At 38.6% G+C, this 21,894-nt stretch carries 29 protein-coding genes and 2 pseudogenes; 19 read left to right on the top strand and 12 right to left on the bottom strand.

All coding sequences use genetic code 11. The features are described from left to right. Positions 1–16 precede the first annotated feature (16 nt). The 8 genes from QNH10_RS19725 (at position 17) to QNH10_RS19695 (ending at position 5,148) form a co-directional block, all read left to right on the top strand. A complete protein-coding gene (locus QNH10_RS19725) occupies positions 17–187 on the top strand; it encodes a hypothetical protein (protein ID WP_283732936.1) in 171 nt (56 codons plus the stop codon). A 273-nt stretch (positions 188–460) separates the two neighbouring features. After that, entirely contained in the window at positions 461–670 is a 210-nt protein-coding gene (locus tag QNH10_RS19720) for a hypothetical protein (RefSeq protein ID WP_283732935.1), read from the top strand. A 79-nt stretch (positions 671–749) separates the two neighbouring features. Next, the gene (locus QNH10_RS19715; protein ID WP_283732934.1) at positions 750–980 is read left to right on the top strand and encodes a DUF6429 family protein; all 231 of its coding nucleotides are present in this window, start codon (positions 750–752) and stop codon (positions 978–980) included. 1,241 nt (positions 981–2,221) lie between these two features. Further along, complete coding sequence (locus tag QNH10_RS19710; RefSeq protein WP_283732933.1) at positions 2,222–2,383, top strand: hypothetical protein; 162 nt, start codon at positions 2,222–2,224, stop codon at positions 2,381–2,383. A 12-nt stretch (positions 2,384–2,395) separates the two neighbouring features. Further along, positions 2,396–2,953, top strand: a complete 558-nt coding sequence (locus QNH10_RS19705; RefSeq protein ID WP_283732932.1) for a transposase — start codon at positions 2,396–2,398, stop codon at positions 2,951–2,953. Next, on the top strand, positions 2,904–3,176 hold the full coding sequence (locus QNH10_RS21330) for a DUF4160 domain-containing protein (RefSeq protein WP_381426375.1): 273 nt from the start codon (positions 2,904–2,906) through the stop codon (positions 3,174–3,176). Before QNH10_RS19705 ends, QNH10_RS21330 begins: the two co-directional genes overlap by 50 nt. Positions 3,177–3,263: 87 nt before the next feature. Further along, the gene (locus QNH10_RS19700; protein WP_283732931.1) at positions 3,264–3,590 is read left to right on the top strand and encodes a DUF2442 domain-containing protein; all 327 of its coding nucleotides are present in this window, start codon (positions 3,264–3,266) and stop codon (positions 3,588–3,590) included. A 280-nt stretch (positions 3,591–3,870) separates the two neighbouring features. After that, positions 3,871–5,148, top strand: coding sequence for an IS4 family transposase (locus QNH10_RS19695; RefSeq protein ID WP_283732930.1), 1,278 nt, complete (start codon positions 3,871–3,873; stop codon positions 5,146–5,148). A 160-nt stretch (positions 5,149–5,308) separates the two neighbouring features. Here QNH10_RS19695 and QNH10_RS19690 read toward each other — a convergent pair whose 3' ends face one another. Beyond that, complete coding sequence (locus QNH10_RS19690; RefSeq protein WP_283732929.1) at positions 5,309–5,920, bottom strand: hypothetical protein; 612 nt, start codon at positions 5,918–5,920, stop codon at positions 5,309–5,311. Positions 5,921–6,601: 681 nt separating this feature from the next. Between QNH10_RS19690 and QNH10_RS19685 the strand changes: the two genes are divergently transcribed. Then, the gene (locus QNH10_RS19685; RefSeq protein WP_283732928.1) at positions 6,602–6,847 is read left to right on the top strand and encodes a DUF6429 family protein; all 246 of its coding nucleotides are present in this window, start codon (positions 6,602–6,604) and stop codon (positions 6,845–6,847) included. 35 nt (positions 6,848–6,882) lie between these two features. Here QNH10_RS19685 and QNH10_RS19680 read toward each other — a convergent pair whose 3' ends face one another. After that, entirely contained in the window at positions 6,883–7,281 is a 399-nt protein-coding gene (locus QNH10_RS19680) for a hypothetical protein (protein ID WP_283732927.1), read from the bottom strand. 180 nt (positions 7,282–7,461) lie between these two features. On the opposite strand from QNH10_RS19680, the gene QNH10_RS19675 reads away from it, so the two are divergent. The 6 genes from QNH10_RS19675 to QNH10_RS19650 all read left to right on the top strand — a co-directional run bounded on the left by QNH10_RS19675 (position 7,462) and on the right by QNH10_RS19650 (position 11,580). Next, positions 7,462–7,704, top strand: coding sequence for a hypothetical protein (locus QNH10_RS19675; RefSeq protein ID WP_283732926.1), 243 nt, complete (start codon positions 7,462–7,464; stop codon positions 7,702–7,704). 14 nt (positions 7,705–7,718) lie between these two features. Further along, positions 7,719–7,949: a DUF6429 family protein gene (locus QNH10_RS19670; protein ID WP_283732925.1), complete on the top strand. Its 231-nt coding sequence runs from the start codon at positions 7,719–7,721 to the stop codon at positions 7,947–7,949. Between the two features lie 294 nt (positions 7,950–8,243). Next, positions 8,244–8,762: a YfbU family protein gene (locus QNH10_RS19665; protein WP_283732924.1), complete on the top strand. Its 519-nt coding sequence runs from the start codon at positions 8,244–8,246 to the stop codon at positions 8,760–8,762. Between the two features lie 184 nt (positions 8,763–8,946). Then, the gene (locus tag QNH10_RS19660; protein WP_283732923.1) at positions 8,947–9,510 is read left to right on the top strand and encodes a GNAT family N-acetyltransferase; all 564 of its coding nucleotides are present in this window, start codon (positions 8,947–8,949) and stop codon (positions 9,508–9,510) included. Between the two features lie 673 nt (positions 9,511–10,183). Continuing rightward, positions 10,184–10,753, top strand: coding sequence for a helix-turn-helix domain-containing protein (locus QNH10_RS19655; RefSeq protein ID WP_283732922.1), 570 nt, complete (start codon positions 10,184–10,186; stop codon positions 10,751–10,753). After that, complete coding sequence (locus tag QNH10_RS19650; RefSeq protein ID WP_283734701.1) at positions 10,654–11,580, top strand: IS3 family transposase; 927 nt, start codon at positions 10,654–10,656, stop codon at positions 11,578–11,580. Before QNH10_RS19655 ends, QNH10_RS19650 begins: the two co-directional genes overlap by 100 nt. Before the next feature lie 161 nt (positions 11,581–11,741). Here the strand turns inward: QNH10_RS19650 and QNH10_RS19645 are convergent, their stop codons facing one another. Continuing rightward, on the bottom strand, positions 11,742–12,263 hold the full coding sequence (locus QNH10_RS19645) for a competence protein ComK (RefSeq protein WP_283732921.1): 522 nt from the start codon (positions 12,261–12,263) through the stop codon (positions 11,742–11,744). A gap of 250 nt (positions 12,264–12,513) precedes the next feature. On the opposite strand from QNH10_RS19645, the gene QNH10_RS19640 reads away from it, so the two are divergent. From QNH10_RS19640 to QNH10_RS19625, 4 genes are all read left to right on the top strand, one after another. Further along, positions 12,514–12,708, top strand: a complete 195-nt coding sequence (locus tag QNH10_RS19640; RefSeq protein ID WP_283732920.1) for a sigma factor — start codon at positions 12,514–12,516, stop codon at positions 12,706–12,708. After that, positions 12,705–12,848 (top strand): hypothetical protein, encoded by a 144-nt coding sequence (locus tag QNH10_RS19635; RefSeq protein WP_283732919.1) that lies wholly within the window; start codon positions 12,705–12,707, stop codon positions 12,846–12,848. The genes QNH10_RS19640 and QNH10_RS19635 overlap by 4 nt, the downstream gene beginning before the upstream one ends. A 561-nt stretch (positions 12,849–13,409) precedes the next feature. Beyond that, positions 13,410–14,333, top strand: a complete 924-nt coding sequence (locus tag QNH10_RS19630) for a hypothetical protein (RefSeq protein ID WP_283732918.1) — start codon at positions 13,410–13,412, stop codon at positions 14,331–14,333. A 460-nt stretch (positions 14,334–14,793) separates the two neighbouring features. Then, positions 14,794–15,258, top strand: coding sequence for a zinc-ribbon domain-containing protein (locus QNH10_RS19625; RefSeq protein ID WP_283732917.1), 465 nt, complete (start codon positions 14,794–14,796; stop codon positions 15,256–15,258). A 421-nt stretch (positions 15,259–15,679) separates the two neighbouring features. Here the strand turns inward: QNH10_RS19625 and QNH10_RS19620 are convergent, their stop codons facing one another. The 9 genes and pseudogenes from QNH10_RS19620 to QNH10_RS19580 all read right to left on the bottom strand — a co-directional run bounded on the left by QNH10_RS19620 (position 15,680) and on the right by QNH10_RS19580 (position 21,840). Next, positions 15,680–16,132, bottom strand: coding sequence for a hypothetical protein (locus tag QNH10_RS19620; RefSeq protein ID WP_283732916.1), 453 nt, complete (start codon positions 16,130–16,132; stop codon positions 15,680–15,682). 65 nt (positions 16,133–16,197) lie between these two features. Continuing rightward, positions 16,198–16,362 (bottom strand): hypothetical protein, encoded by a 165-nt coding sequence (locus QNH10_RS19615; protein WP_283732915.1) that lies wholly within the window; start codon positions 16,360–16,362, stop codon positions 16,198–16,200. Then, a complete protein-coding gene (locus QNH10_RS19610) occupies positions 16,340–17,584 on the bottom strand; it encodes a hypothetical protein (RefSeq protein ID WP_283732914.1) in 1,245 nt (414 codons plus the stop codon). Before QNH10_RS19610 ends, QNH10_RS19615 begins: the two co-directional genes overlap by 23 nt. Continuing rightward, positions 17,574–17,759, bottom strand: a complete 186-nt coding sequence (locus tag QNH10_RS19605; protein ID WP_283732913.1) for a helix-turn-helix domain-containing protein — start codon at positions 17,757–17,759, stop codon at positions 17,574–17,576. Before QNH10_RS19605 ends, QNH10_RS19610 begins: the two co-directional genes overlap by 11 nt. Beyond that, positions 17,756–18,277, bottom strand: a complete 522-nt coding sequence (locus QNH10_RS19600) for a response regulator transcription factor (protein WP_283732912.1) — start codon at positions 18,275–18,277, stop codon at positions 17,756–17,758. The genes QNH10_RS19605 and QNH10_RS19600 overlap by 4 nt, the downstream gene beginning before the upstream one ends. Before the next feature lie 17 nt (positions 18,278–18,294). Further along, positions 18,295–19,041: a sensor histidine kinase gene (locus QNH10_RS19595; protein ID WP_283732911.1), complete on the bottom strand. Its 747-nt coding sequence runs from the start codon at positions 19,039–19,041 to the stop codon at positions 18,295–18,297. 159 nt (positions 19,042–19,200) lie between these two features. Then, on the bottom strand, positions 19,201–20,196 hold the full coding sequence (locus QNH10_RS19590; protein ID WP_283732910.1) for an ABC transporter ATP-binding protein: 996 nt from the start codon (positions 20,194–20,196) through the stop codon (positions 19,201–19,203). Beyond that, positions 20,180–21,201 (bottom strand): annotated as a pseudogene (locus tag QNH10_RS19585) (ABC transporter ATP-binding protein). Before QNH10_RS19585 ends, QNH10_RS19590 begins: the two are co-directional and overlap by 17 nt. A 19-nt stretch (positions 21,202–21,220) precedes the next feature. Continuing rightward, positions 21,221–21,840: pseudogene (locus QNH10_RS19580) on the bottom strand (ABC transporter permease). Between the last annotated feature and the right edge of the window lie 54 nt (positions 21,841–21,894).

Genomic DNA, 21,894 nt, shown 5'->3' with positions numbered 1-21,894 from the left:
CTTCGACAGCCCCCGTTTGGAAGCGAGTCAGATCTTTCGTGATAAAGTGAAATATGCTTCGTTCCGAGAGCGATTAATCCAACAGGAAATGGATATCGGAAACTATGATGAGGTCATCAGGTTGGCTTTCGATGGTGAAAGAATGGATAGGGATTATTTAGGTTTGTTGACGGGTTGGATAAAATAGCGCTACGATGCGTACAAGAAATTTAATTCACCGAATGTGCAATCGAAGTTAGGACGCGAATTGCTCATGGAAGGGCATTTTGAATATTATTGGGACTTGAAAGAACTTGCTATGGAAGATTACACAGTATTTTACAACCAATTGAAACGGGAATTAGAGGTTGGAAATAGAAGTATGTACCTCTAACTTATTGAGGCTGAAAAAGATGTTGATGCTTTACTTTCATACGTAAGAGCAAATCCTTCGCAGATCGAGAAGTACTTGGAGTACATAGTGGTTTCTCATAAAGATGAAGCCTCCCTCTTATTTAAAAGCCATATAAAAACAATGGCGGATGCTACTTCCAACAGAAATCGGTATAGGGATGTGTTAGGACGATTCCGTAAGATTGCTGGTCGAGAAGACGAAATGCTTTTGTTGGATGAGTTGAAAGTAACATACCATAGACGCCCCGCCTTTATGGATGAATTAAGCAAGTTTTAACTTCGTGGGATGTCTGCCCATACAACCTCCCTCATAAGTCTGATTACTTATCAAGAGATTACTGAAAGGGGCTATTTTTATGGAGAAACAGATCAAGGAATTGACATTATTGCTGCTTTATTTGACATCATGGGAAGAGGATGAATATCCAGACGGGATAAGAAGGAGCTGGAAAAGCTATCCTTTTGACGCGTTGGATGCATTGTCCGAGGAAGATTGGTTACGAAGAAGCAAGCGCTCCAAATCCGTCTATTTGACCGATACAGGAATAAAAGAGGCTGAAGCATTGATGAAGAAATATAGATTATAGAAGAATTTTGATGCCAGGTTCTCATTGAATTCGGAATTGTTCCGAAACTGGTTTCGTCTTTAAAAAATCCTATTCCAATGACTGTAAATGAGAAAAAAAGCCTTCTAACCGCTGTCGGTTAGAAGGCTTTTGCCATATCAGGAAACAAAATTGAATCGAATATAAAAAAGTATTCAACACATTGTGTATTAGTAGTTAATCTATAAGTTACAACGTGGGTTGAACTAACTTAATGAAAAATAACCCTATTAAAAAATAGGAGTATAAGAGTACAATAGGAATGGTTCCTGCAAGTCTGGTATGGTTCTAAGTCACATCCCGGCCTTAATTGTATTCGGGATTGTTCTTATTACCTTTTTAAATGTTTTTTATTATTTAAGCGACAAGTTTAAGTTTGGCCGGATGATTTGTTTTCTGGAACTAAAGGAACATAGAACCTTCTGCCATAATATCTTAAACACAATAGAAAACTGTGTATACGTTTGTGGTATAAACTCACCAGTAGCACCAATAATGAAAATCAATAGATCCATTTTTATCATATCCTCTCTAAGCTATCTTTCCAAACATAGAGCGACAGAACTTCTAAATAAATAGTACCCTAAAATCCTTTCTGCCCAACTTCTTAAATTAGCCCCCCTTCACCTTTAAGATAATCAAAAAGAGATCCAATCCTTTCTGAAATTGATGTTTTATAACCATCATCGTATCTGTCCTTAAAGTAAACCTCATATTTGTCCCGTATCTCGACAGTCAATATTTTCATATTCTCAATCTCGCCGCTTGATAAAAAATAATATAAGATAAGTAAATACATTTGTTCATACATATCGCTTTCCTATCATTCTATTCAAGCTAATGGTTGTCTTATGTTTCTAAAGGAATTTAGGATACCAGGTTCTCGCTGAATTCCGAATTGCTCCATAATACGGTGCCGTTTTTACCGTTTTTAATATGAAAAAGATTCCGGGGCGAATTACGCTTATGGAATCTTTTTTTGATGCTAAGTTCAGAATGAATATGGAAAAATACAAAAAACCTTCTACCCAAAAAAGAAATTTTGCATAACCCTCATTTAATTCAATAAACCGCATGTTTATTGGATTTGTCGTTAATTTTGAATCTGTCGATATAAATAATTATTCCCCAAAACCCCTCAAATCCTCATTATTCTCCTTTTTAGAAAGTTTACGTAAAAGTCAGTTTACTGTATGGTGTGGGAAAAGATATGGGGTGAGGTTGTGGGCTATGTATTGAGCGTTGGGCTGGAGGGGATGAAAGGGCATAGAGTGATGGTGGAGGCGAATGTACGGGATGAGAAAGAGGCTTGTGTTATTATCGGATTGCCGGATGCTCCGATGAAAGAATCGAAGGACCGGATATTGATGGTTGTTGGTGGCTAATAAGAAGAGGGATTGGCATCCGAACGGCTTTTATCACATCATTGTCCGGGCAACAATCGACAGAACATATTCAATACTGAACGAGATATGTATGAATATTTTAGGAACCTGAACTTTGTAAATAGCAAATACCCATTCGAATTGTATGCGTATTGTATCATGTCCAACCACGTCCACTTGCTGATGCGTTCACCTATCGTTCCACTTGGGAAAATCATGATGCGTCTTAATCGTCGGTACAGTGACTATTACCGTAAAAAATACAACTATGTTGGTCAAATCTATCAAAACAGGTATTACTCAAAAGAGATTGTCGATCCAATTGGTTTATTGAATGTTGGATCGTATATACATAGGAACCCGATTGAAACGAAAGAGCCGATGGTTGATTCGATGGAACAATATCGCTACTCATCTTATCAATATTATTTTTATGAACAGAAAAGCCCCCATGCGTTTTTGGATCTGAAGTTATTGCCGTCCTTATTGCCTGTTGGTTGGGAAAAGACGGGGAGGGAGTATGCGAGGTATTGTAGGGAAAGGGGGGAGGAGTTGTCAGAGTCTCGCTGAATTTTTGTCATATACTAGAAGGTGGTGTATGTTGTTGCCTAGAATAAGTAAATTTGGTGGCATTATAATAGTGCTATATTACAACGATCATGACCCGCCACATTTTCATATTGTTGGGGAGTATAAAACGAGAATTGAAATTGCAACTGGGCAATACCTAAAGGGGGATAGCCCACTACCTTCAAGTAAGGAAAAAGATGTGATAAAGTGGCTGGAAAAATAGCGAGATGATATTATGAAAGGGTGGAACGATTGCCGTGATGGGAAAGCACCCAACAAAATTCCACCACTCTACTGAGGAGGTGTTAAAATGGTTTTAGTCAAATCGGTAAAACCACTTCCTGACGGCTGGCTATATATCACCTTTGACAACGAAGAACAGAAAATTGTTGATATTAAGCCTCATATGAAAGGTATACTGGAAAAACTTAAGGACTCTGAGTTCTTTAAACAGGTGTTTGTTGACCCGGAGCTTGAAACAGTTAGCTGGCCAGAAGAACTTGACCTCGACCCGGACAATTTTTACAAGCAAGGTATTAACATAGGTGTAATTGAAAATTTATCTAAGATCTTGTCTAAAGAAAAATTGGCCGGAAAGATAAAGTTTGATGAAAATAATCATCGAGAAAAAGCATAATTATTTTATGGCTTGGGAGTCCTTTGTGTGCTGAAAGGGCTTTTTTGTTGGGTACCGGGCTCTTAGTAAACTTAGAATGAATTTCAAGTGCTAGGTTCTCATTGAATTCTGAATTGTTCCAGAACCTGGTACCGTTCACTGGCGTTGCATAGCTGTAAAAAATAGTAAAATAGCATAATAACTTGAAATTGAAAACTTGCAGAAAAACAAAAAAGCTCCTAATGTAGGTAAGGAAACGACGACTAAATCAGTTCCCTACACTATCAAAAGGAGCACTCTCATGAAAAGTGTAAACCAGAATTTAGTCTTTCGTCAACTATTATCAAATTTACCCGAAAATATTTTAGCATGTCCGATAATGAACTACGATGCAAAAAAGATTACTGATTTCTCGATTGTGAAAGTCTTTATCATGGCAAATGTTGCGCAGTGGAAAAGCCACCGCCAAATTGAGGCTGGGATTCAAGCAGAGCCAGAATTCCAAAAAGAAATTGAAACGGATTTCATTAGTCACTCCCAAATTAGTCGGCGACTTATTCAATTAAATACAGCACATTTAGTGGAACTTTTCTCTCGTTTGGCTGTACTATTTTGGCGGATAAAGGGCGATACCAAAGGTTTAAATGCGAATGTCGGACCAATTCGTATCATCGATGGTACCTATGTGAAACTGCCTTCAGATGCATTAAGTTGGACTGCAGTTTCCAAAGATTCCGCCGGAATCAAGTTACATGTCCGGATCGTTGTGGCATCAGCCAATAGCGTTTATCCCGAAAAAATGATTCCATCCACAGGAAATGTAGCGGACTCAGATGCAGTAAACCACATTATTGATGCGGATGGCGCTTTATACATCATGGATCGTGGCTATGCGCACAAAACGAAGATGGGCGGATGGATGGAAAGGAAAGTTCATTTCCTTGTTCGTGCAGGGAAGAATTTCAGTATGGAAACTTTGAAATCCTACGCACCAACCCAGGAAAACGTGTTGAGAAATGAATTGGTATCCATCTTGACTAGGGAAGAGCCTCTTCGATATATCGAGTTCGTTGATGACAAAGGAACACACTTTCATCTTCTAACAAATCGTTTGGATTTGTCTGAGGAAGAAATCATGGAAGCCTATAGAAACCGTTGTTATATCGAGCTTTTCTTCAAGTGGTTGAAGCAACATGTTAAGATAGATCATCTATTCAGCAAATCGCCTATAGGCATCTGGAACCAAATGTATATTGCGTTAATTACAGTCGCATTGACTGAAATTATGCGGCTTATCCATTTGCCGAAAAGGACCCTTTGGACCCTTTTCAGTAATTTAAAACCGTATCTTTTCAAATCGATAAGAAAGATTTTAAGCTACCTAAATCGAAAGAAAAGGAAGAGTAAAGGGCGTCAGAAAGTGCCTAAAACAAAGGAAAAATTACTTCAATATGGAGACGTTGCAATTGCCAGCCCAATAGATAAAGACCATTTCATTGAAAAAGAAGAAGAAAAAGGCATTAGAAAAGAACAAGAAACAACAACCAATAAAATAGTAAAAAAATGGGAACTGGTTTAGCTTAGGCTCCTGTTCCCTTTTTTAATTTTAGTTCGAAGACCAATATGGTAAAAAAAGTAATAAATGGAAGTCTTTGTATTCCACGCAACACCAGTGGGTACCGTTCACTGTGAACACATTCTTGACAAAAGATCATTAGCATTGAATTCGTATCGAATAACTATTCTAAAGTGATACCCGCACTTGCACTACCAAAAAAACTATTGGTTAAATCACCAGCTCCTGTTGCGCTAGCCGAGAACACCATTACTAATAGATCACCAGCTTCCACTAGGACTGGTGGAGTAACGATCTTAAGTGCTCTAGCAATAGTTCCCATAGCTATTGGGACTATATCAACAAATGCGTTTGTTGGGGTGAATACATTACTACCTTTAGCTGCACGGTAAACTTGTGCTCTAACTGTAACTGTTCCTGCAAGCGGCACGAAAATTGACACTGTAGTGAAGGCTGCAGAAATCGCTGTAATACTACCTGCTCGTGTTACAGAAAAAGCTTCTGTTATTAGATTTGAGGGAATATCACCGTCTGGAAGGGCCAATGTAAAATTCGAGTTACCAAATCCTATCTCATATAACTCGCCACTCACTCCTGCAGCGGTTGTTGTTAAAAAAACCCCTGTAACGCCGGAAGCGAATGGGATCATGGGTAATGAACCTGTGTTAACTGTTGGTGCGGGAATATTTTCTACGTCAATCGCTTCAAAAGGCCCAAGTGTGCCTTTTTTATTAAATTTTAAACAACCGCAATTTATATGATTATTGCTACACATTTTTACACCTCCTTTTTTTCAGTTTATTCAAGGACGGTAAGCATTAAAGGGCAATCATCTTTAAGTCGCAGTCAATTGAAAGTCTATTGATAAAATACACCTCGCAAGTATGGGTCAACTGCACGAAGAAAAAAAGACGCCTTACTAAGGGCATTGAAAAAGTTTATAAAGTAGTAGAGGGGACGTCCAATAAGTCTCCAAGTTATTGTTATTGTCACGGATTTTATACTTATCATATTTGCCGCAATACTATTTCATTTTGAAGACCTCCGAAACGGATAAAATCCACGGTATTGATTTTTATGCCTAACTACAGAAACTGTTGGAGGAACTTCCAAACCTGAACTTCCAGCAGGGTCCGACTCTACTCGACGACTACCTGCCATGATACAAAAACATCCGTCTCTCTTGAGAAAAAAAGTTAGCCTTACGACTCGATGAAAAAATTCGAACATCATTTAGGGTACCAGGTTCTCATTGGACTCGGAATTGTTCCGGAACCTGGTACCTTTTATAATTCAGCCTCATTGCTGCCTCTTTTTTAAATGGACCCGACATAATTTCAAGTACCAGGTTCTCATTGAATTCTAAATTGTTCCAGAACCTGGTATGGTACAGTTCACTCGGCCTCCCTCATATGTCTAACCACCCGCCAAGAGATTACTGAAAGGGGCTATTTTTATGGATAAACAAATCAAGGAATTGACATTATTGCTGCTTTATTTGACATCATGGGAAGAGGATGAATTTCCCGATGGGATGAGAAGGAGCTGGAAAGGCTATCCTTTTGACGCGTTGGATGCATTGTCCGAGGAAGATTGGTTACGAGGAAGCAAGCGCTCCAAATCCGTCTATTTGACGGATACAGGAATAAAAGAGGCTGAAGCGTTGATGAAGAAATATAATTTGATACCAGGTTCTCATTGAATTCGGAATTGATTTAGAACCTGGTACCGTTTTTTTTATTTCTGAACTATCTTCTGATGGTCATAACAATAGATCTTCCCTTTGAATCTATCGTTTGATAAACAATACGCTTTAACCTTATCTGAAACAGGTTTATTACAAACTAAACAAGTAGAGCTTGTGATAGTCTTTTTTTCTGAAACATGTGTAATTAATAGACGGTTATGATCCTCTCTCGCTTTTGGATCAGTAATATTTCCTTTTGAAAAGGCGTTGAAAATTGTTAAAATGTCACTTTCAGAGAGCAGAGGTTCTTTATGATGAATTTTCAACACCGAGACTTTCCGATGGATAAACTCTGATAACTCGATGTCATAAACAATAATTTCGTTAGATGCGATTTTACGATAATCTAAGTCGACTTTAAATGTGCTGCGTTTTGTAAAAGATACCATGGAAATAATTTCGGTACCAGGTTCTCATTGAATTCGGAATTGTTCCAGAACCTGGCACCTTTTTTTATTGAATTCGGAATCGTTCCGGAACCTGTTACTTTAAAAAACATCAGCTTAAATCCAGTGCTTCTTTCTTTCTTTTTAAAAAAATTTATACTTACCCTAATAGGGGTGATTCGGATGGACAAAGAACTGATGGATTTCTTAACAATGATGAAAAATAACATGGAAAAGGGTTTTGCAGATGTGAAAAAGCAACTTTCAGAAGTAAATAGAAAGTTGGATGTTTTAGAAGGACGGGTAACCCGTGGCTTCGATGAAACAGCTACTCTTTTTGAATCAGCAGATTGTCGGTACCAGATTCTCATTGAACTCCGAATTGTTCTGGACCCTGGTACCATTTTTTTACCAAGGGATTACTGAAAGGGGCTAATTTTATGGAGAAAAAGATTAAGGAATTGACATTATTGCTGCTTTATTTGACATCATGGGAAGAGGATGAATATCCGGATGGGTTGAGAAGGAGCTGGAAAGGCTATCCTTTTTACGCGATGGATGCATTGTCCGAGGAAGATTGGTTACGTAGAAGCAAGCGCTCCAAATCCGTCTATTTGACGGATGCAGGAATAAAAGAGGCTGAAGCGTTGATGAAGAAATATAATTTATAGAATAACCACGATCGATTTTGCAGTAATTTTACTTCCCGGAATTTCGGTACCATGTTCTCATTGAATTCGGAATTGCTCCAGAACCTGGTACCTTTCACAACGTAACCCTAAAGGGAACAAATATCAGAGGAACACTTACGTTTATGGGGTATTCGGAAACAAAAGATGCACCAGATAGTGGGCTATTGATAATGAGGATGGAGTTTAAGTTCTAATCCGGGTTAGTCATTTGCACCATAGTATGCAGGAGGATTTTCACCTTTTTTGGCGAAGTATATCAGATAGGGAGTGAAAATGATGAAATTGACGAAATTTGAAAGATTAATGCTGTCGAATCAATTTAAAATTTTAGAGGGGCTTTATCCAAAAGAGAAAAAGAACTACGAATTAAATCGAAAAGCTTTAGAGGAAGGGTATAGCCTTCATTATAACGGTGCATTTGAAAGTTTAAGCCCAGTTGAATTGACCGAAGATGAGTGCCGGGAAGTATTGGACATACTTAGCATGTACCGCGCACTAACCTACTCATTTGAAAAGTTAGAGGATAAAAGTGGAATAACTATGGAATCAATAAAATTTAATGGTTTCAGTGAGAATGATGAGGAAGAAAGTAAAAGATTATCTTACACTCATTATTTCATTATGGATTTGAACAGATTCGAAGAATTAAAATATGGCGAGGAGTGGGCTTTTTTCAATAGCTTCATACCAATGTTGGATTCCTATAGACGCATGCTGTCCGCCTGGACTACAGTAAACAGAAAACAAGAATTAAATCGTGATGAAATAATCCGTATTGTGGAAGAACGATAAAATGAATCTTGCCATTGGGATATGATTTCGGTACCAGGCTCTCACTGAGTTCGGAATTGCCTTAGAACCGTTTTATAGAAACGTTATAGCAGCATCGGTATTTAAGAAACGACCCAATGCGTAAAACATTGGGTTGTTTTTTTGATATAGTAAAAGGACAAATGACCAAAAGGAGATTTTGAAATTGAGTATCCAAATTAGACCCGCCTTACCGACAGATGCGGATAAAGTCGTCCCGCTAATTGTCGATGCAATTGGTGACATCGCCAATCGGCTAACAGGGGCAACTGAGGTAGAAATGGTTACAGATAGATTACGTGAGCTATTCATGCGAAATGACAACCGGCACTCCTATCTGTATACATATATTGCGGAGATTAACGCAGACATGGTGGGCATTATCGTCTTGTATCCAGGTGATGATGCTCCTGTCCTTGATCGTAATTTGACGAATTGGCTGATGGAAAAAGGTGCCCTAAATCCTGAAATCGATGCAGAATCATTACCGGGGGAATTGTATATCGACACCGTTTGTATCTCTCCAACTTTTCGTGGCAAAGGAATCGGAACTCAATTATTCATTTTCGTAGAAGAACTTGCGAAGCAGCAAGGTTACACCCGATTAGCCTTAAATGTCGAAACACAAAAAGATCCAGCAATCCGGCTTTACAAACGACTTGGCTACGAAATTGTTTCTCCCTGGACAATCATCGGCGAACCATTCCATCATATGGTGAAACATATCTGATTGGGTCTTATGCACTCAATGAATTCGAGGTTCTCCTTGAACCTGGGACCATTCACTATCAATATTCAGTAGGTACGAACCGGCAAAACGACATAGATATTAGCTTCAATTCCACTGTTTATAGGATGGAAATAATAAAACTTTTGAATTTAAGTTTTACCAGTGTCCTGATTGCCGGCTCACCGTTGCATTGATCTCCCTGTAGCTTCCTCAATCATCTTAAATCTCAATTTTGCACCCCCATATACCTATGAGTACCAGAGTTCTCATTGAATTCGGAGTGTTTGGGAACTTGGTACACTTATCCGCGCTCAAGAACACGTTATCCACGCTCAAGAAAATGGTCTTGCGCTCAAGAATTTCGAGTACCAAATCCATATATGTTTACTACTGCCATTTTAGACAGGCATCTCCATCGAAGCGAAGTAATCTAATACTGTCCGATCCAAGTCATCGTATGAAATATAGACAGACCCTATTTACCTAAAGGGTGGTCAAGCTAATTGTGGAAAATTGATCAATTCTACTTGACCGTTACAGTGTGAGGAAATTTGTTATTAGAAAGTTGATTTATTGGAGAATTATAACGTAAAAAGGCATTACAGACATACGTGGACTGTGAAGTGCACCCCAAAAGTTAGAGTCAAAAATCTAACTTTCGGGGTGTTTTATTATGGTTAAATATACAGATGATTTTAAGGCGATGGTGGTGCGGGAATATCTCGAAGGAACAATTGGATATGAGAGATTGGCGAAAAAACATGGTGTAAAGTCAAATAGACAGGTTAGGGATTGGGTAAACGCATATAAGAAGTTTGGTATGGAGGGATTGGTTCGTAAGAAAAGGGACGCGATTTATTCTGTTCAATTCAAGTTGGATGTATTAAACTTTATGAAAAGGACAGGCGCTTCACTGGCAGATACCGCTCTTCACTTCGGATTGACGAACACTCCGATGGTCGCTGTTTGGAAGAAGAAATTCCTCAATGGCGGTGCGGAAGCCCTGGACAATCCGAAAGGACGGCCGGTCATGTCTGATAAAGCGAAGAATGTTAAGAAGAACCAGAAGCCAACACAAGAGAATGAAATGACGCGTGAACAGAAACTAGAACGGGAAAATGAACTCCTCCGTTTGGAGGTGGAATACCTAAAAAAGTTGCGAGCTTTTCAGATGGATCCGGACGGCTATCTCGAAAAGCACAAGCAGCGTTATCATTCGAACTCAAAGAAGAATTCACACTGAAGGATGTGCTTCTAATTGTCGGAATTCCTGAGTCATCTTATCACTATCATGTAAAACAAATGAAACGGGAGAATCCCAACGAAGAGTTGGAGGAAACGATTCAAACCATTTTTGATAAGAACAATGAAAACTATGGATATCGCAGGATTCAACTTGAATTGAAGAATCGTGGTATCATAGTCAATCATAAAAAGGTGCAGCGCATTATGCGAAAGTTAGGATTAAAAGGCAGTAAGTTCACCAGAAAATCTCGTCGCTACAGTTCGTACAAGGGAAATATCGGCAAAGTGGCGAAAAACCGTATTCACCGCCGTTTCAAGACTACAATCCCGTATCAGAAGCTGACTACGGATATTACAGAATTCAAGTGTTCAGATGGCCTAAAACTCTATCTTAGTCCAATGATGGATATGTATAATGGGGAGATTCTTTCGTTTGGCATCGGTATGCGTCCGACGCTCGACTTTGTGATGAAACCTTTGGAGGAAGCCCTTGAAATCGTAAAGAACGCAAAATATCGGACTACCATCCATTCAGATCAAGGCTGGCACTATCAGCACGGAAAATGGGTTGCGACCTTAAAAACACATAAAGTGTTCCAGAGCATGTCTCGGAAGGGAAACTGTCTGGATAACGCCCCAATGGAAAATTTCTTTGGATTACTTAAGCAGGAGATGTATTATGGCGAACCACTGCGCACATACGAGGAACTTAAACGTGATATCGAGGCTTACATTCAGTATTACAACAACAAACGGATCAAACAGAAACTGGCTGGTATGAGTCCGGTTCAATACCGTCTTCACACCAGCCAATTAGCTGCGTAATATAAAACTCTAACTTTTAGGGGTCACATCACTGTAATGCCTTTTTTATATCTGTAATTACTTGATGTTGGGTATTTTTGTTGTCGGAGAAGAAAGAATTGGGGTCTCATATGATCTGTGTTTAACTACTTTTGTAATCTCCTCAAATCATGATGTAATGTTTAATCGGTGGATTCGGTATCATATTTTGTGTGTTCTTCCTTCACGCCGAACAAAGACTGTTCGGATATGTATTGGTTTTTGGAATATTGAACATGGCTGAGTAGCGTATGTAGACGCGTTTTCTGTTTAGTGACTGTGTAAAGAGATACCGGTACGTTAATGGTAATTTCATTGTTAAAGGTAAGTAATGTGTTCTTACTGTCCAGTCGTTTTGCATCGAAGAAGTGACTGAAAATCCAGATGCAATCGGGATTTTTTGAACCATTCGTTGGAAACACACCCACTTCATCAGAGATAAGAAATGGCGTTTTCTGACGGTACTTTAGAAGTTCCTTGGCTGCCTCCTTTCGCCCGGCTTTTGATGAGTGATGACGTAGGCATGCTTTGTTCAGTAAATCGATAGGTTTTAGTGTTGAAAAGTAGATTCCGTCCATTGTAATAATTTTGGAAAAGTACTTTCCTGAATGAACAGATTTCAAAGCTAAAGTTCGACTAATGAATAGAGAAATTTCGTCCTTCATGCAATATCCTCCTTTATAATCACTTCACATTCTATTTTATATCATTGTTTCTTAAAATAATAGTCTAAAAATAACGAAAAAACATATTTGTTTTAAAAATTGACTACAAAAGGTCATCTTTCTCCTACTCATATGCCATGTATAGTAAGCCAAACGTCATAAATGCGCATTGGTGTCTATAGTTCGTTCCCTCTATGATGAAATTACCCGGGAATAAACTGAATCGTGCACGATCGGAAAGGTCAACCAAGTGTTGAATTTTGAAGACGTGTTAGTTAAGTATGAAACAATGATTTTTGCATGTATGCGTCAATTGAATATTTATCGCGATTATGAGCAATTCCGGCAAACAGGTAGGGTGGCTCTCTGGCTTGCGTGGGAACGATTTGAATATGAAAAAGGGGATTTCGCACCGTTCGCTTATCGGTACATCCGGGTGCGATGATGGATGAAATGAAGAGGGCAAACCGCTTTGAGCAGCGTTTCATGCCAATTGAGGATGAGATTTTGACAAAATTAATCGAGGTAGATGACGCAGGAGACAAAGGGGAAGTGAACGTCTTCGATATGCGGTTGAATCGTTAACTGAAGATGATAGGAAATTGTTGCAATGGCTGTTGATAATGAGTAGGGAAAGAACAGGTGTTGAAATTGAATATAGTGGTTTGATATATCGGGATATTATTGAGGATGATAAAAAAACAAGTTTCACGATAACTATTAAGTAGTTTAAATTTAGGTGTTTCCGGACAGCGTTTCTTGACATTCCCGGATTAGATGCAATACCTCTTTGTGATCGTCCTTCAACCACTTTTTAATATTTTATACGATTGTTTTGAGCCATGTCGATTATCCTTTTATCTTCCCTGATAATTGGAAATCGCGTGGCTCATTTTATATGTTGGACCTATCCTTATTTTTCAAGATGTATAGTGTTTCTATTAGTTAATTACATAAAAGAAGTTATGAAGAAATTTAAATATTTTAGTTTGTATAACTTTGTAGCTTATTATCTGATAAAGTATTAGAATTTAACTGGTAGACTTTATAATTATTGGAAGATAGGGGAACGGCATATGGCATTGGCATTATTTTTCATATTTTTCCTACTATGGTGTGTGTCATTCGTTATGAATATAGTAGGACTTGTTAAACCGAAGTTGGTTTTGTATTGGGGCAGTCAAGAAAAAGAAAACTCGAGGAAAGGTCTTCCTTTACTATGGGGTATCGTCTTTTGTATTTTTCATTGTATTCATGGTCTCCTTAGGTACCTATGGAGCTTCGCTTCCTGACCCAACACCAAGTGAGGTGGCAGCTGCTCAGGCAGAACAAAAAGCCAAGAAGGAAGAGAAAGCTAAGAAAGAGGCTGAAGAGAAAGCGGAAAAAGAAGCCAAGGAAAAGGCTAAGAAAGAAGCCAAAGAAAAGGCAAAGCAAGAAGAAAAAGAAGCCGCAGAAAACGCGAAAGCAAAAGAAAAGGCTGAAGAAGCAGTAACAGAAAAGGAGAAGGCTGAATCCAAAGTTAGGAAGGAAGCAGAAGAAAAGGCTAAGAAAGAGGCCAAAGAAAAGGCGAAGCGAGAAGAAAAAGAAGCTGCAGAAAATGCGAAAGCAAATGAAAAGGCCGAAAAAGAAGCCCAAGCTAAAAAAGCAGCAGTAGAAAAAGCAGAAAAAGAAGCTCAAGCGAAGAAAGAAGCTGCAGAAAACGCTGCTTTAGCCGAAGAGAAATTTAAAACATCGGCTGTAGAAATAGATTATATCGAATTGGCAAGAGATCCTGACTCTTTTATAGGAACAAAAGTGTTGTTACATGCCAAGGTTATGCAAAATTTAGAGGATGGAAAAAAACTTACCCTTCTATTAAACGTAACGGATGTAGGATATGGTATTTGGGATGATACTATTTTAGTAAATTACACGATGACCGAAAAAGATAAAAGAATACTCGAAGATGATATCATTTTTTTATGGGGAACAGTTAAAGGATTGAGAACATACGGATCCATATTAGGAGAGCGAATTACCGTTCCGGAAGTGGACGGCGCCTACGTGGATATTCTATGGAACGATAAATAATAGTGTCAAGTACCAGGTTCTCATTGAATTCGGAATTGTTTTAGAACCTGGTACCTTTTCCAATTTATGAAGAATCCGGGGGGGTTACCCGTCTATTCTATAGTTGATGATGGGTTTATTACCAGACAACCCTGATTAGCTTTGAAGGATCTGATTATGAGGTTCAAATAGAAAATCATCCTTTTAAATACTGTTAACGGATGGATAGTCGGTGAGTTTCAGTATTTGTAAATCGAGTAAGGGCAAGTAATTAGCACCGACCTCTCGCACCACAGCGGTTGGTTTATTTTATAAATACTGGTGTTAAATTGGCATGCACAAGCACCGATACTAATAATTCGTACATAAGCAGTTAAAAATCGTACTGAGTCGTTGTCATAAATTGTCTGGTCATGGAAGGGGATGTATGTGAAGATAGTACCTATTATTAAACTAATTAATATGAGTTTGGGAGACTATTATGATAACAACCTATTGCACTAATTGCGGAGAAGAAGTAATTGCTAACTCGAATTTTTGTGGTAATTGTGGTAAACCAATTAAAGTAATAACAGACATTAATGATTCAAAAACTAAGCCGAAAACAAAGTCCAGATTATTGAAACAAGAAAAGCGCAAATTACTTTATGTTTTGCTTATTGTGTTTGGTGTTTTTATTATAGCTTTTTATTTAAATAATACGCCATCTAATGCAGTTGGAAAATACATGAAGTATGCGCGTGTATCAAATACTGGGGAAGCAATGAAGTACTTGAGTGTTGATGCAGATATTAGTTCGATTGAAGTTACACTAAGAAATGCAAGATACTATACACGAAATGAAATTAGATATGAGATTGATTCATTTACAATTATTTCCGAAGAGAGAGAGATGGGAACAAGGCAACAGTTCTTACACATGCTACTTACGAAAATGGTGGAGTAAAAAAAACCAAATACACTTTATCCAAAATAGAGGGAAAGTGGAAAATTACTGGTATCGAACGATTAAATTAAATTTAGGTAAAGTTAGTCACAAGTTGAACATGGATAAAAAAATGAATAGAAATTGGCATGCGAGGGCGATTACCATATAATCATGGGCAACAACCGACAATATCTTTTGCGGAAAAGAAGAAATGGATGAATACCTTTGATGAAGCAAGGGATATTCTTGGTTTAAAAAATCATTCTTATCAATAATCATCATCTAAAAAACCCAACCTTTAATTTAAAAATTAAGGGTTGGGTTAGTTTTTGGGTACCAGGCTCTCATTGAATTCGGAATTGTTTTAGAACCTTTTTTCTTTCCTACACAGGCACCTTTAAAAACGACAGGAAACTGCTTTTCCATTCAACACATCACTTTAGGCGAGTGAGTATGCAAGTTGTATGCTAATTTCTTTTAGTTGATCATTTCCTAAATCTGTAGGTGATTCTTCAATGGTCCAGTTTTTTGAGAGAATCTGATTCAGCGTTGTTAATTCTGTTTTTGTAACTTTTAACTGTTCCATGCCCTTGTCTGTCAAAGTATAATCTTCTTCAGCTATTTTTTTGAATTTCATTTCCAAAAGGGATTGTAGCCCTCTTATGGTAATGAATTTAACTTTATATCCATCCGTAAGAATAGATTTGAATGCACTTTTATCTTGATTGTAAAGTGCGATTAAATCATCATAATTATAATTCTTATTGATGGATTCCCAAGCACTTTTATTCTCTTTCTCAAGTTGGGTCAACAATTCCTGATTTGAAATGCCATTGCTTCGGATTGTTTCAATCATATACGCTTCCATTAATGTAACTTTATTAATGCCCATCGTGAACCCTCCAGTGTTAATGTAATTGGTGCGCCTCTCAAAAACGATTTTACAGGCATTGCCACTCAGTGCCCTTTTGAAATCTCTACAAACTCAGATTGTTGTAATCGGTATTTATCTGTCTCGTTTTGTTCTTCCATGGATTTAGGATACCATGTTCTCATTGAATTCGGAACTGTTCCAAAACCTGGTGCCGTTTTTAACTTTTTAGGCAGCCCCTCTTTCTCCATCCAACCAAATACCATCCCCCACGACAATCACCGTACCAACAAAACAAACTAAAATATGCAGTGGCGCGTGTCCAAGGCCCATAAGAATCCACCCGAATACCGCCATGCAACCGGCAATGATAAATGGAGGCACTCCAATTTTTATTTTCGATAAAAAGACCAATAGTATTACGGGCGCAACCGCTGCAAAAAAGGTTCCGAAGACGAAAAATAACTCCAATAGAGTAATTTGGGTTAAATGCAACGTAAACGGGACTCCGATAATGACTAAAATCGCGATGGCTTCCTTTATGTACGTTGCCTTTGCCTGAAGATCAGATGCAATCTTGAAAAGTGTCGTTACTTGACTTGAGAGGGATAGTAAAAATAGGAATAAAAATATCAAAGTCAACATAATACGAATGACTTCATTATCGTAGTTGGTAAATATTCCTGTGAACATCGTAATGGTTGTGTCGAACTTTCTGTTTTGAATGGCAGATAGTGTAATCATTGTAAAGGAAAGCGGAATCGTACTTAAAATAATTCCGCTAGTGAATAGCCCGATTTTTAACTTTTTTTTATCACTGAATAAAAGAATATCCCATGTTTTTCGATCCGAGAGTAGATGACCCAAAATGGCAAGCATAAAAGAGACGATTAATGTTGGTAACATACTTTTACCCATATAAATGATATATGGATGATAAAGGCGAACGCCTTGATAAACTGATTCTGTTCCTTTAATAAAGTATCCGTTAACTAACAGCATAATAATGGTAAGAAACAACAAGCCAACCTTAATCGTATCAATTTTTTCTGTGTAGCCCAATCGGATAAGAAAGTGGCTTGAAAAACCGGCTAATAGGAAGAATCCACAACCAATTGGAAAAGGGATATTGAATACATAAAGTACAATTGCTGCGGAATATGAAAGAATGACTAAACTTGCAAGTGTGCCGACAAATAAGACAATGTTAAATAGCCTGCGGGCACTCGTAGACAATTTCAATTCCAAAATATAATTAAAGGAGTGGTTGAAATGATTTTCGCGGACAATCAAAATAATAGGAACTAATAGTGTAAATGCTAATACAACCGCAATCGAGAAACTAATTGGGCCAACTATACCATAGGGAATGAAGCTTGATGGGGCGGTAAAAATGGCATTGCCCAACGCCCACCTAGATACAATAGATATCGCTAACAATCCCATACCGAAAGACAAATATCTAGTTTGCATAAAGCGTCATCTCTCTGAATTGTTTTGGGGTTATCTGTTCCTTCTTTTTAAACTGTGTTGAAAAGTAATGCAAACTGTTGAATCCGATTTGTTCCGCGATTTCAGAGATATTTTCATTTGTTGATGTCAATAGATATTTCGCCTTTTCAATTCGATAATCATTCAAGTAATTCATAATGGACGTCTAGCCTCATCACTGAACTTCCGGCTTAAATACGAGGGGCTTACATGGATCCCTTCGGCAATATCATTTAACGAGATTCGACTCCTGTAATTTTCTTGGATGTACGTAATGGCTGCATTCACAACACGGGAGTAGTTCCTTAAAAAGGTGTCGGGCGTTAACTTTAAAACAACGTCTATTAGTTCAGATTCGATAATGGGCTTCGTTAAATATTCTTTAACGCCAATTTGAATGGCTTTTTGTGCAAAGGAAAAGTCTTGGTGAGCGGATAAAATGACCACTTGCGTATGAGGTTGTTTAGAGATAATATCTTTGGCAAGTTCCAACCCGGATTTACCCGGCATTTCAATATCTAAAAACGCCAAATGTAAATAGGTTGAGTTCATAAAGGACTTTGCTTGTATACTGTCATTTGCTAAAAAAAGATTCCAAGACGGAAAAGCAGGTTTTAATATAAACTCCAATTGTTCGATGACAATCGGTTCATCATCCACGCATAATATATTCAATGCCGTCAATTCCTTTCTTAGTGAGACTTCGGAATTTGGATTCGAATAGATGTCTCCCCGCTTCTTCCCTTTACCAATTCCATTAAGCTGTTCGTAAAAAGCAAGTCCAAACGTTGTTTCAAGTTAAGTAAGCCATGTCCATTCTCCATAGCTTTTTCGAGACTGAGATGTTCAAACCCTAACCCATTATCCGTTATCGTAATAGAGAAATGGTCGTTCTCATTTTTGGTTTCAAGTTGTAACAAAAGTTGTCCTACTTTCTTCTCCAATCCATGTTTGAACGCGTTCTCTGTCAATGTTTGAATGAGATACGGGGGTATTAAGTAATCCAATGTGCTTGCATCAATTGACCATTCAATCGTTAAGCGATTGGAAAAGCGTAAACCTTGTATTCGTAAATAGGATTTTGTATATTCAATTTCGCTATGTAAAGGGATGAGTGGATCTTTATTCTGATACTTGAATTTCAATAATAGTGAAAGTGATTCCAATGACTTGATGAGCGTATCAAGGCGGTTTAAGCGGGCTAAACCGATTAATAAGGAAATCGTATTGAAAAGAAAATGAGGGTGTATTTGCTGATTCAACTGCATATAAGTACTTTGCTGCAGTGAATTTGTCAGTTCCATTTCCCTTTTTTCATGGGATAGGTCCGAGATTTGTTTCTCGAAGGAGATGACCATTAGCAATAGGAGCAATGCCGCCATTGTAACGAAAACGGACATAATGGAAAGAAATGAAAAGGTTTCGGATGAAATGATCATTTTTTGCTCATCCTTTCAAATGCTAGGTAAGTATAGTAAAAACATAGTGGGTAGATAGTAATAGTTTGATTGTTTAGAACCTTTAAAGTAGTATAGCATAATTCGAAATAAAAAAAGAGCAAAGATGAATATCTTTGCCCTTAAAAATGATAGTCGATTTTACATGAAGTCCGAACTAAAATGGCATGCGGATTGGTGGTCGGTAGCGATTTCGAGTAAAGGTGGTTCCGTAGTTCTACAAATTTCCTGTGCAAATGGGCACCTTGTTTGAAAGCGGCAACCTGTAGGCGGGTCGATAGGGGAGGGAATATCTCCTTGAAGAATGATGCGCTCCCGTTTTAATGCCCGATTTGTTTCAGGGATTGCTGACAGTAAAGCCCTTGTATACGGATGATTGGGTTTGTCGAATAACGTTTTTTTAGATGCGGTTTCAACAATTTTTCCAAGGTACATGACAATTATTCTGTCCGATATATGGCGAACAACGGCCAAATCATGCGAGATGAATAAATACGTAAGACCGTAAACTTTTTGCAGATGTTTAAGCAAATTTAATACTTGGGCCTGTACAGAAACATCCAAGGCAGAAACTGCTTCGTCACAAATGATTAATTTTGGTTCAACTGCCAACGCACGTGCAATTCCAATTCGCTGGCGTTGTCCGCCGCTAAATTCATGTGGATACCGGTCAATATGTTCTTTTCGCATCCCTACTTGCTCCAATAATTCGATTGCTCTCTCTTTTCGTTCATTCTTCGGAACAACATTTAAAAGCCTCATTGCTTCCTCAAGTGTTTCCCCAATTTTTTGTCTCGGATTTAGTGAGGCGTATGGATCTTGGAAAATGGCTTGTATATCTTTTCGAATGAGACGCATCTCTTTTTTACTTTTTCGTAACAAATTTGAATTTCGGAACAGTACTTCTCCATCTGTAGCCATCTCCAACCGTAAAATCGACCGGCCTGTCGTTGATTTCCCACACCCGGATTCCCCGACAAGGCTTACTGTTTCACCCTCGTTGATTTTAAAGCTAATGCCATCCACGGCTTTTACATGATTGACGGTTCTTCCGAATATGCCCCCTTTTATGGGGAAGTATTGTTTTAAGTTGTTTACTTCAAGAAGGACGTTGTCTTCATCATACAGGTATGTCAATTTTCATAGCCTCCTCACGTGATGAATGATCATATCTGTCCGAATACATCCAACATCTTATTTTATCGTCATTTTCCACTAGTAAAGGCGGTGCTTCCTGTATGCATAGTTCTTTCGCGAAAGGGCAACGTGGTGCAAAATTACACCCAACGGGAAGGTCTGTCGGACTTGGTACCGTACCTAAAATCGTTTCCAGCTCGTCCACGTCTTCGTGGATCGTTGGGATGCTTTTCAGTAAGCCTTGTGTATAAGGATGCTTTGGATTATTGAACAATGTGTCGACGTCTGTATGCTCCACAACTTGTCCACAATACATGACAACAACTTCATCACAAGTTTCCGCTACAACCCCTAAATCATGGGTGATGAGCATGACAGCCAATCCAAGATTATTCTGTAATTCTTTTAGTAAAGATAAAATTTGTGCTTGAATCGTTACATCAAGAGCTGTCGTAGGCTCATCGGCAATGAGTAGTTCGGGATTACAAGCAATTGCCATCGCAATCATACTCGTTGCCTCATGCCTCCACTTAATTCGTGCGGCTCTTGTTTTGCCCGTTTTTCGGGTGAAGGGATGCCGACTAATTTTAGCATTTCAATTGCTTTTGCCCATGCTTGTTTCCGAGGGAGTTTTTCGTGAATCCGGTATGCTTCAGCGATTTGTTCACCTACTGAAAAAACAGGATTGAGTGATGTCATTGGTTCTTGGAAGATCATTGAGATTTTATTCCCCCGGATTTTCCGCATGCTTTCTTCGGACTTTTGAAGGAGGTCATCTCCGTGCAGCAATATTTGTCCGTCCACAACTTTTCCGGCAGTTGGATCTACAAGGCGCATGATGGACAGGGAAGTTACGCTTTTTCCACTTCCAGACTCCCCGACGATTCCGATCGTTTGTCCCTTCCGTAAGTCAAAATCCACTCCATCTACCGCTTTTATAACTTGCGAACCCGAAAAGAAATGTGTTTTCAAGTTCCGTACTTGCAAAACGATCTCGTTACCCATTGCCCTACCTCCTTTTTGATTAATTCAAATCAACCTTTTTATTGAGCATCCGATAGGAAATGTCGACGACTAAATTGACTAAGACGAAAATAACGGAAACAAATAAAATCGTCCCTTGCACTAACGGAATATCACGTGACCGGATGGCGTCAATGATGAGACGGCCGACTCCGTTTATGGCAAATACTGATTCGATGAGGACAGTTCCCCTAACAATGCCCCGAATTGCAACCCTACGACTGTGACGACTGGAATAAGTGCATTTTTTAGCGCATGTTTATAAATAATAATGCTCCGCTTAACCCCTTTGGCCTTCGCCGTTCGGATATAATCTTGGTTTAAAACGTCCAACATACTGGAACGTGTCATCCTCGCTACAATTGCTGCGCCACCGATTCCAAGCGCAATTGACGGCAATACGACATGCTTGAATGTCCCCCATCCAGCGACCGGAAACCATCCAAACCCGACAGAGAAATAAATGATTAAGAGAAGTCCGAGCCAAAAACTTGGAAGGGAAACGCCAATCAGTGCAATGATCATGAGCCCCAAGTCGATGAAGGAGTTTTGTTTATTCGCTGCCGTGATGCCGATGAAAATCCCAAGGATGATCGTGATTAATATACTCCAAAATGCCAATTCGATTGTTATAGGCAGCCGTACTAAGATTTCCTCCAATACGGGTCTGCCCGT

It is taken from the genome of Sporosarcina thermotolerans, from assembly GCF_030067815.1.
GTDB lineage: Bacteria > Bacillota > Bacilli > Bacillales_A > Planococcaceae > Sporosarcina > Sporosarcina thermotolerans.
This window is presented reverse-complemented; position numbering and strand designations above follow the sequence as displayed.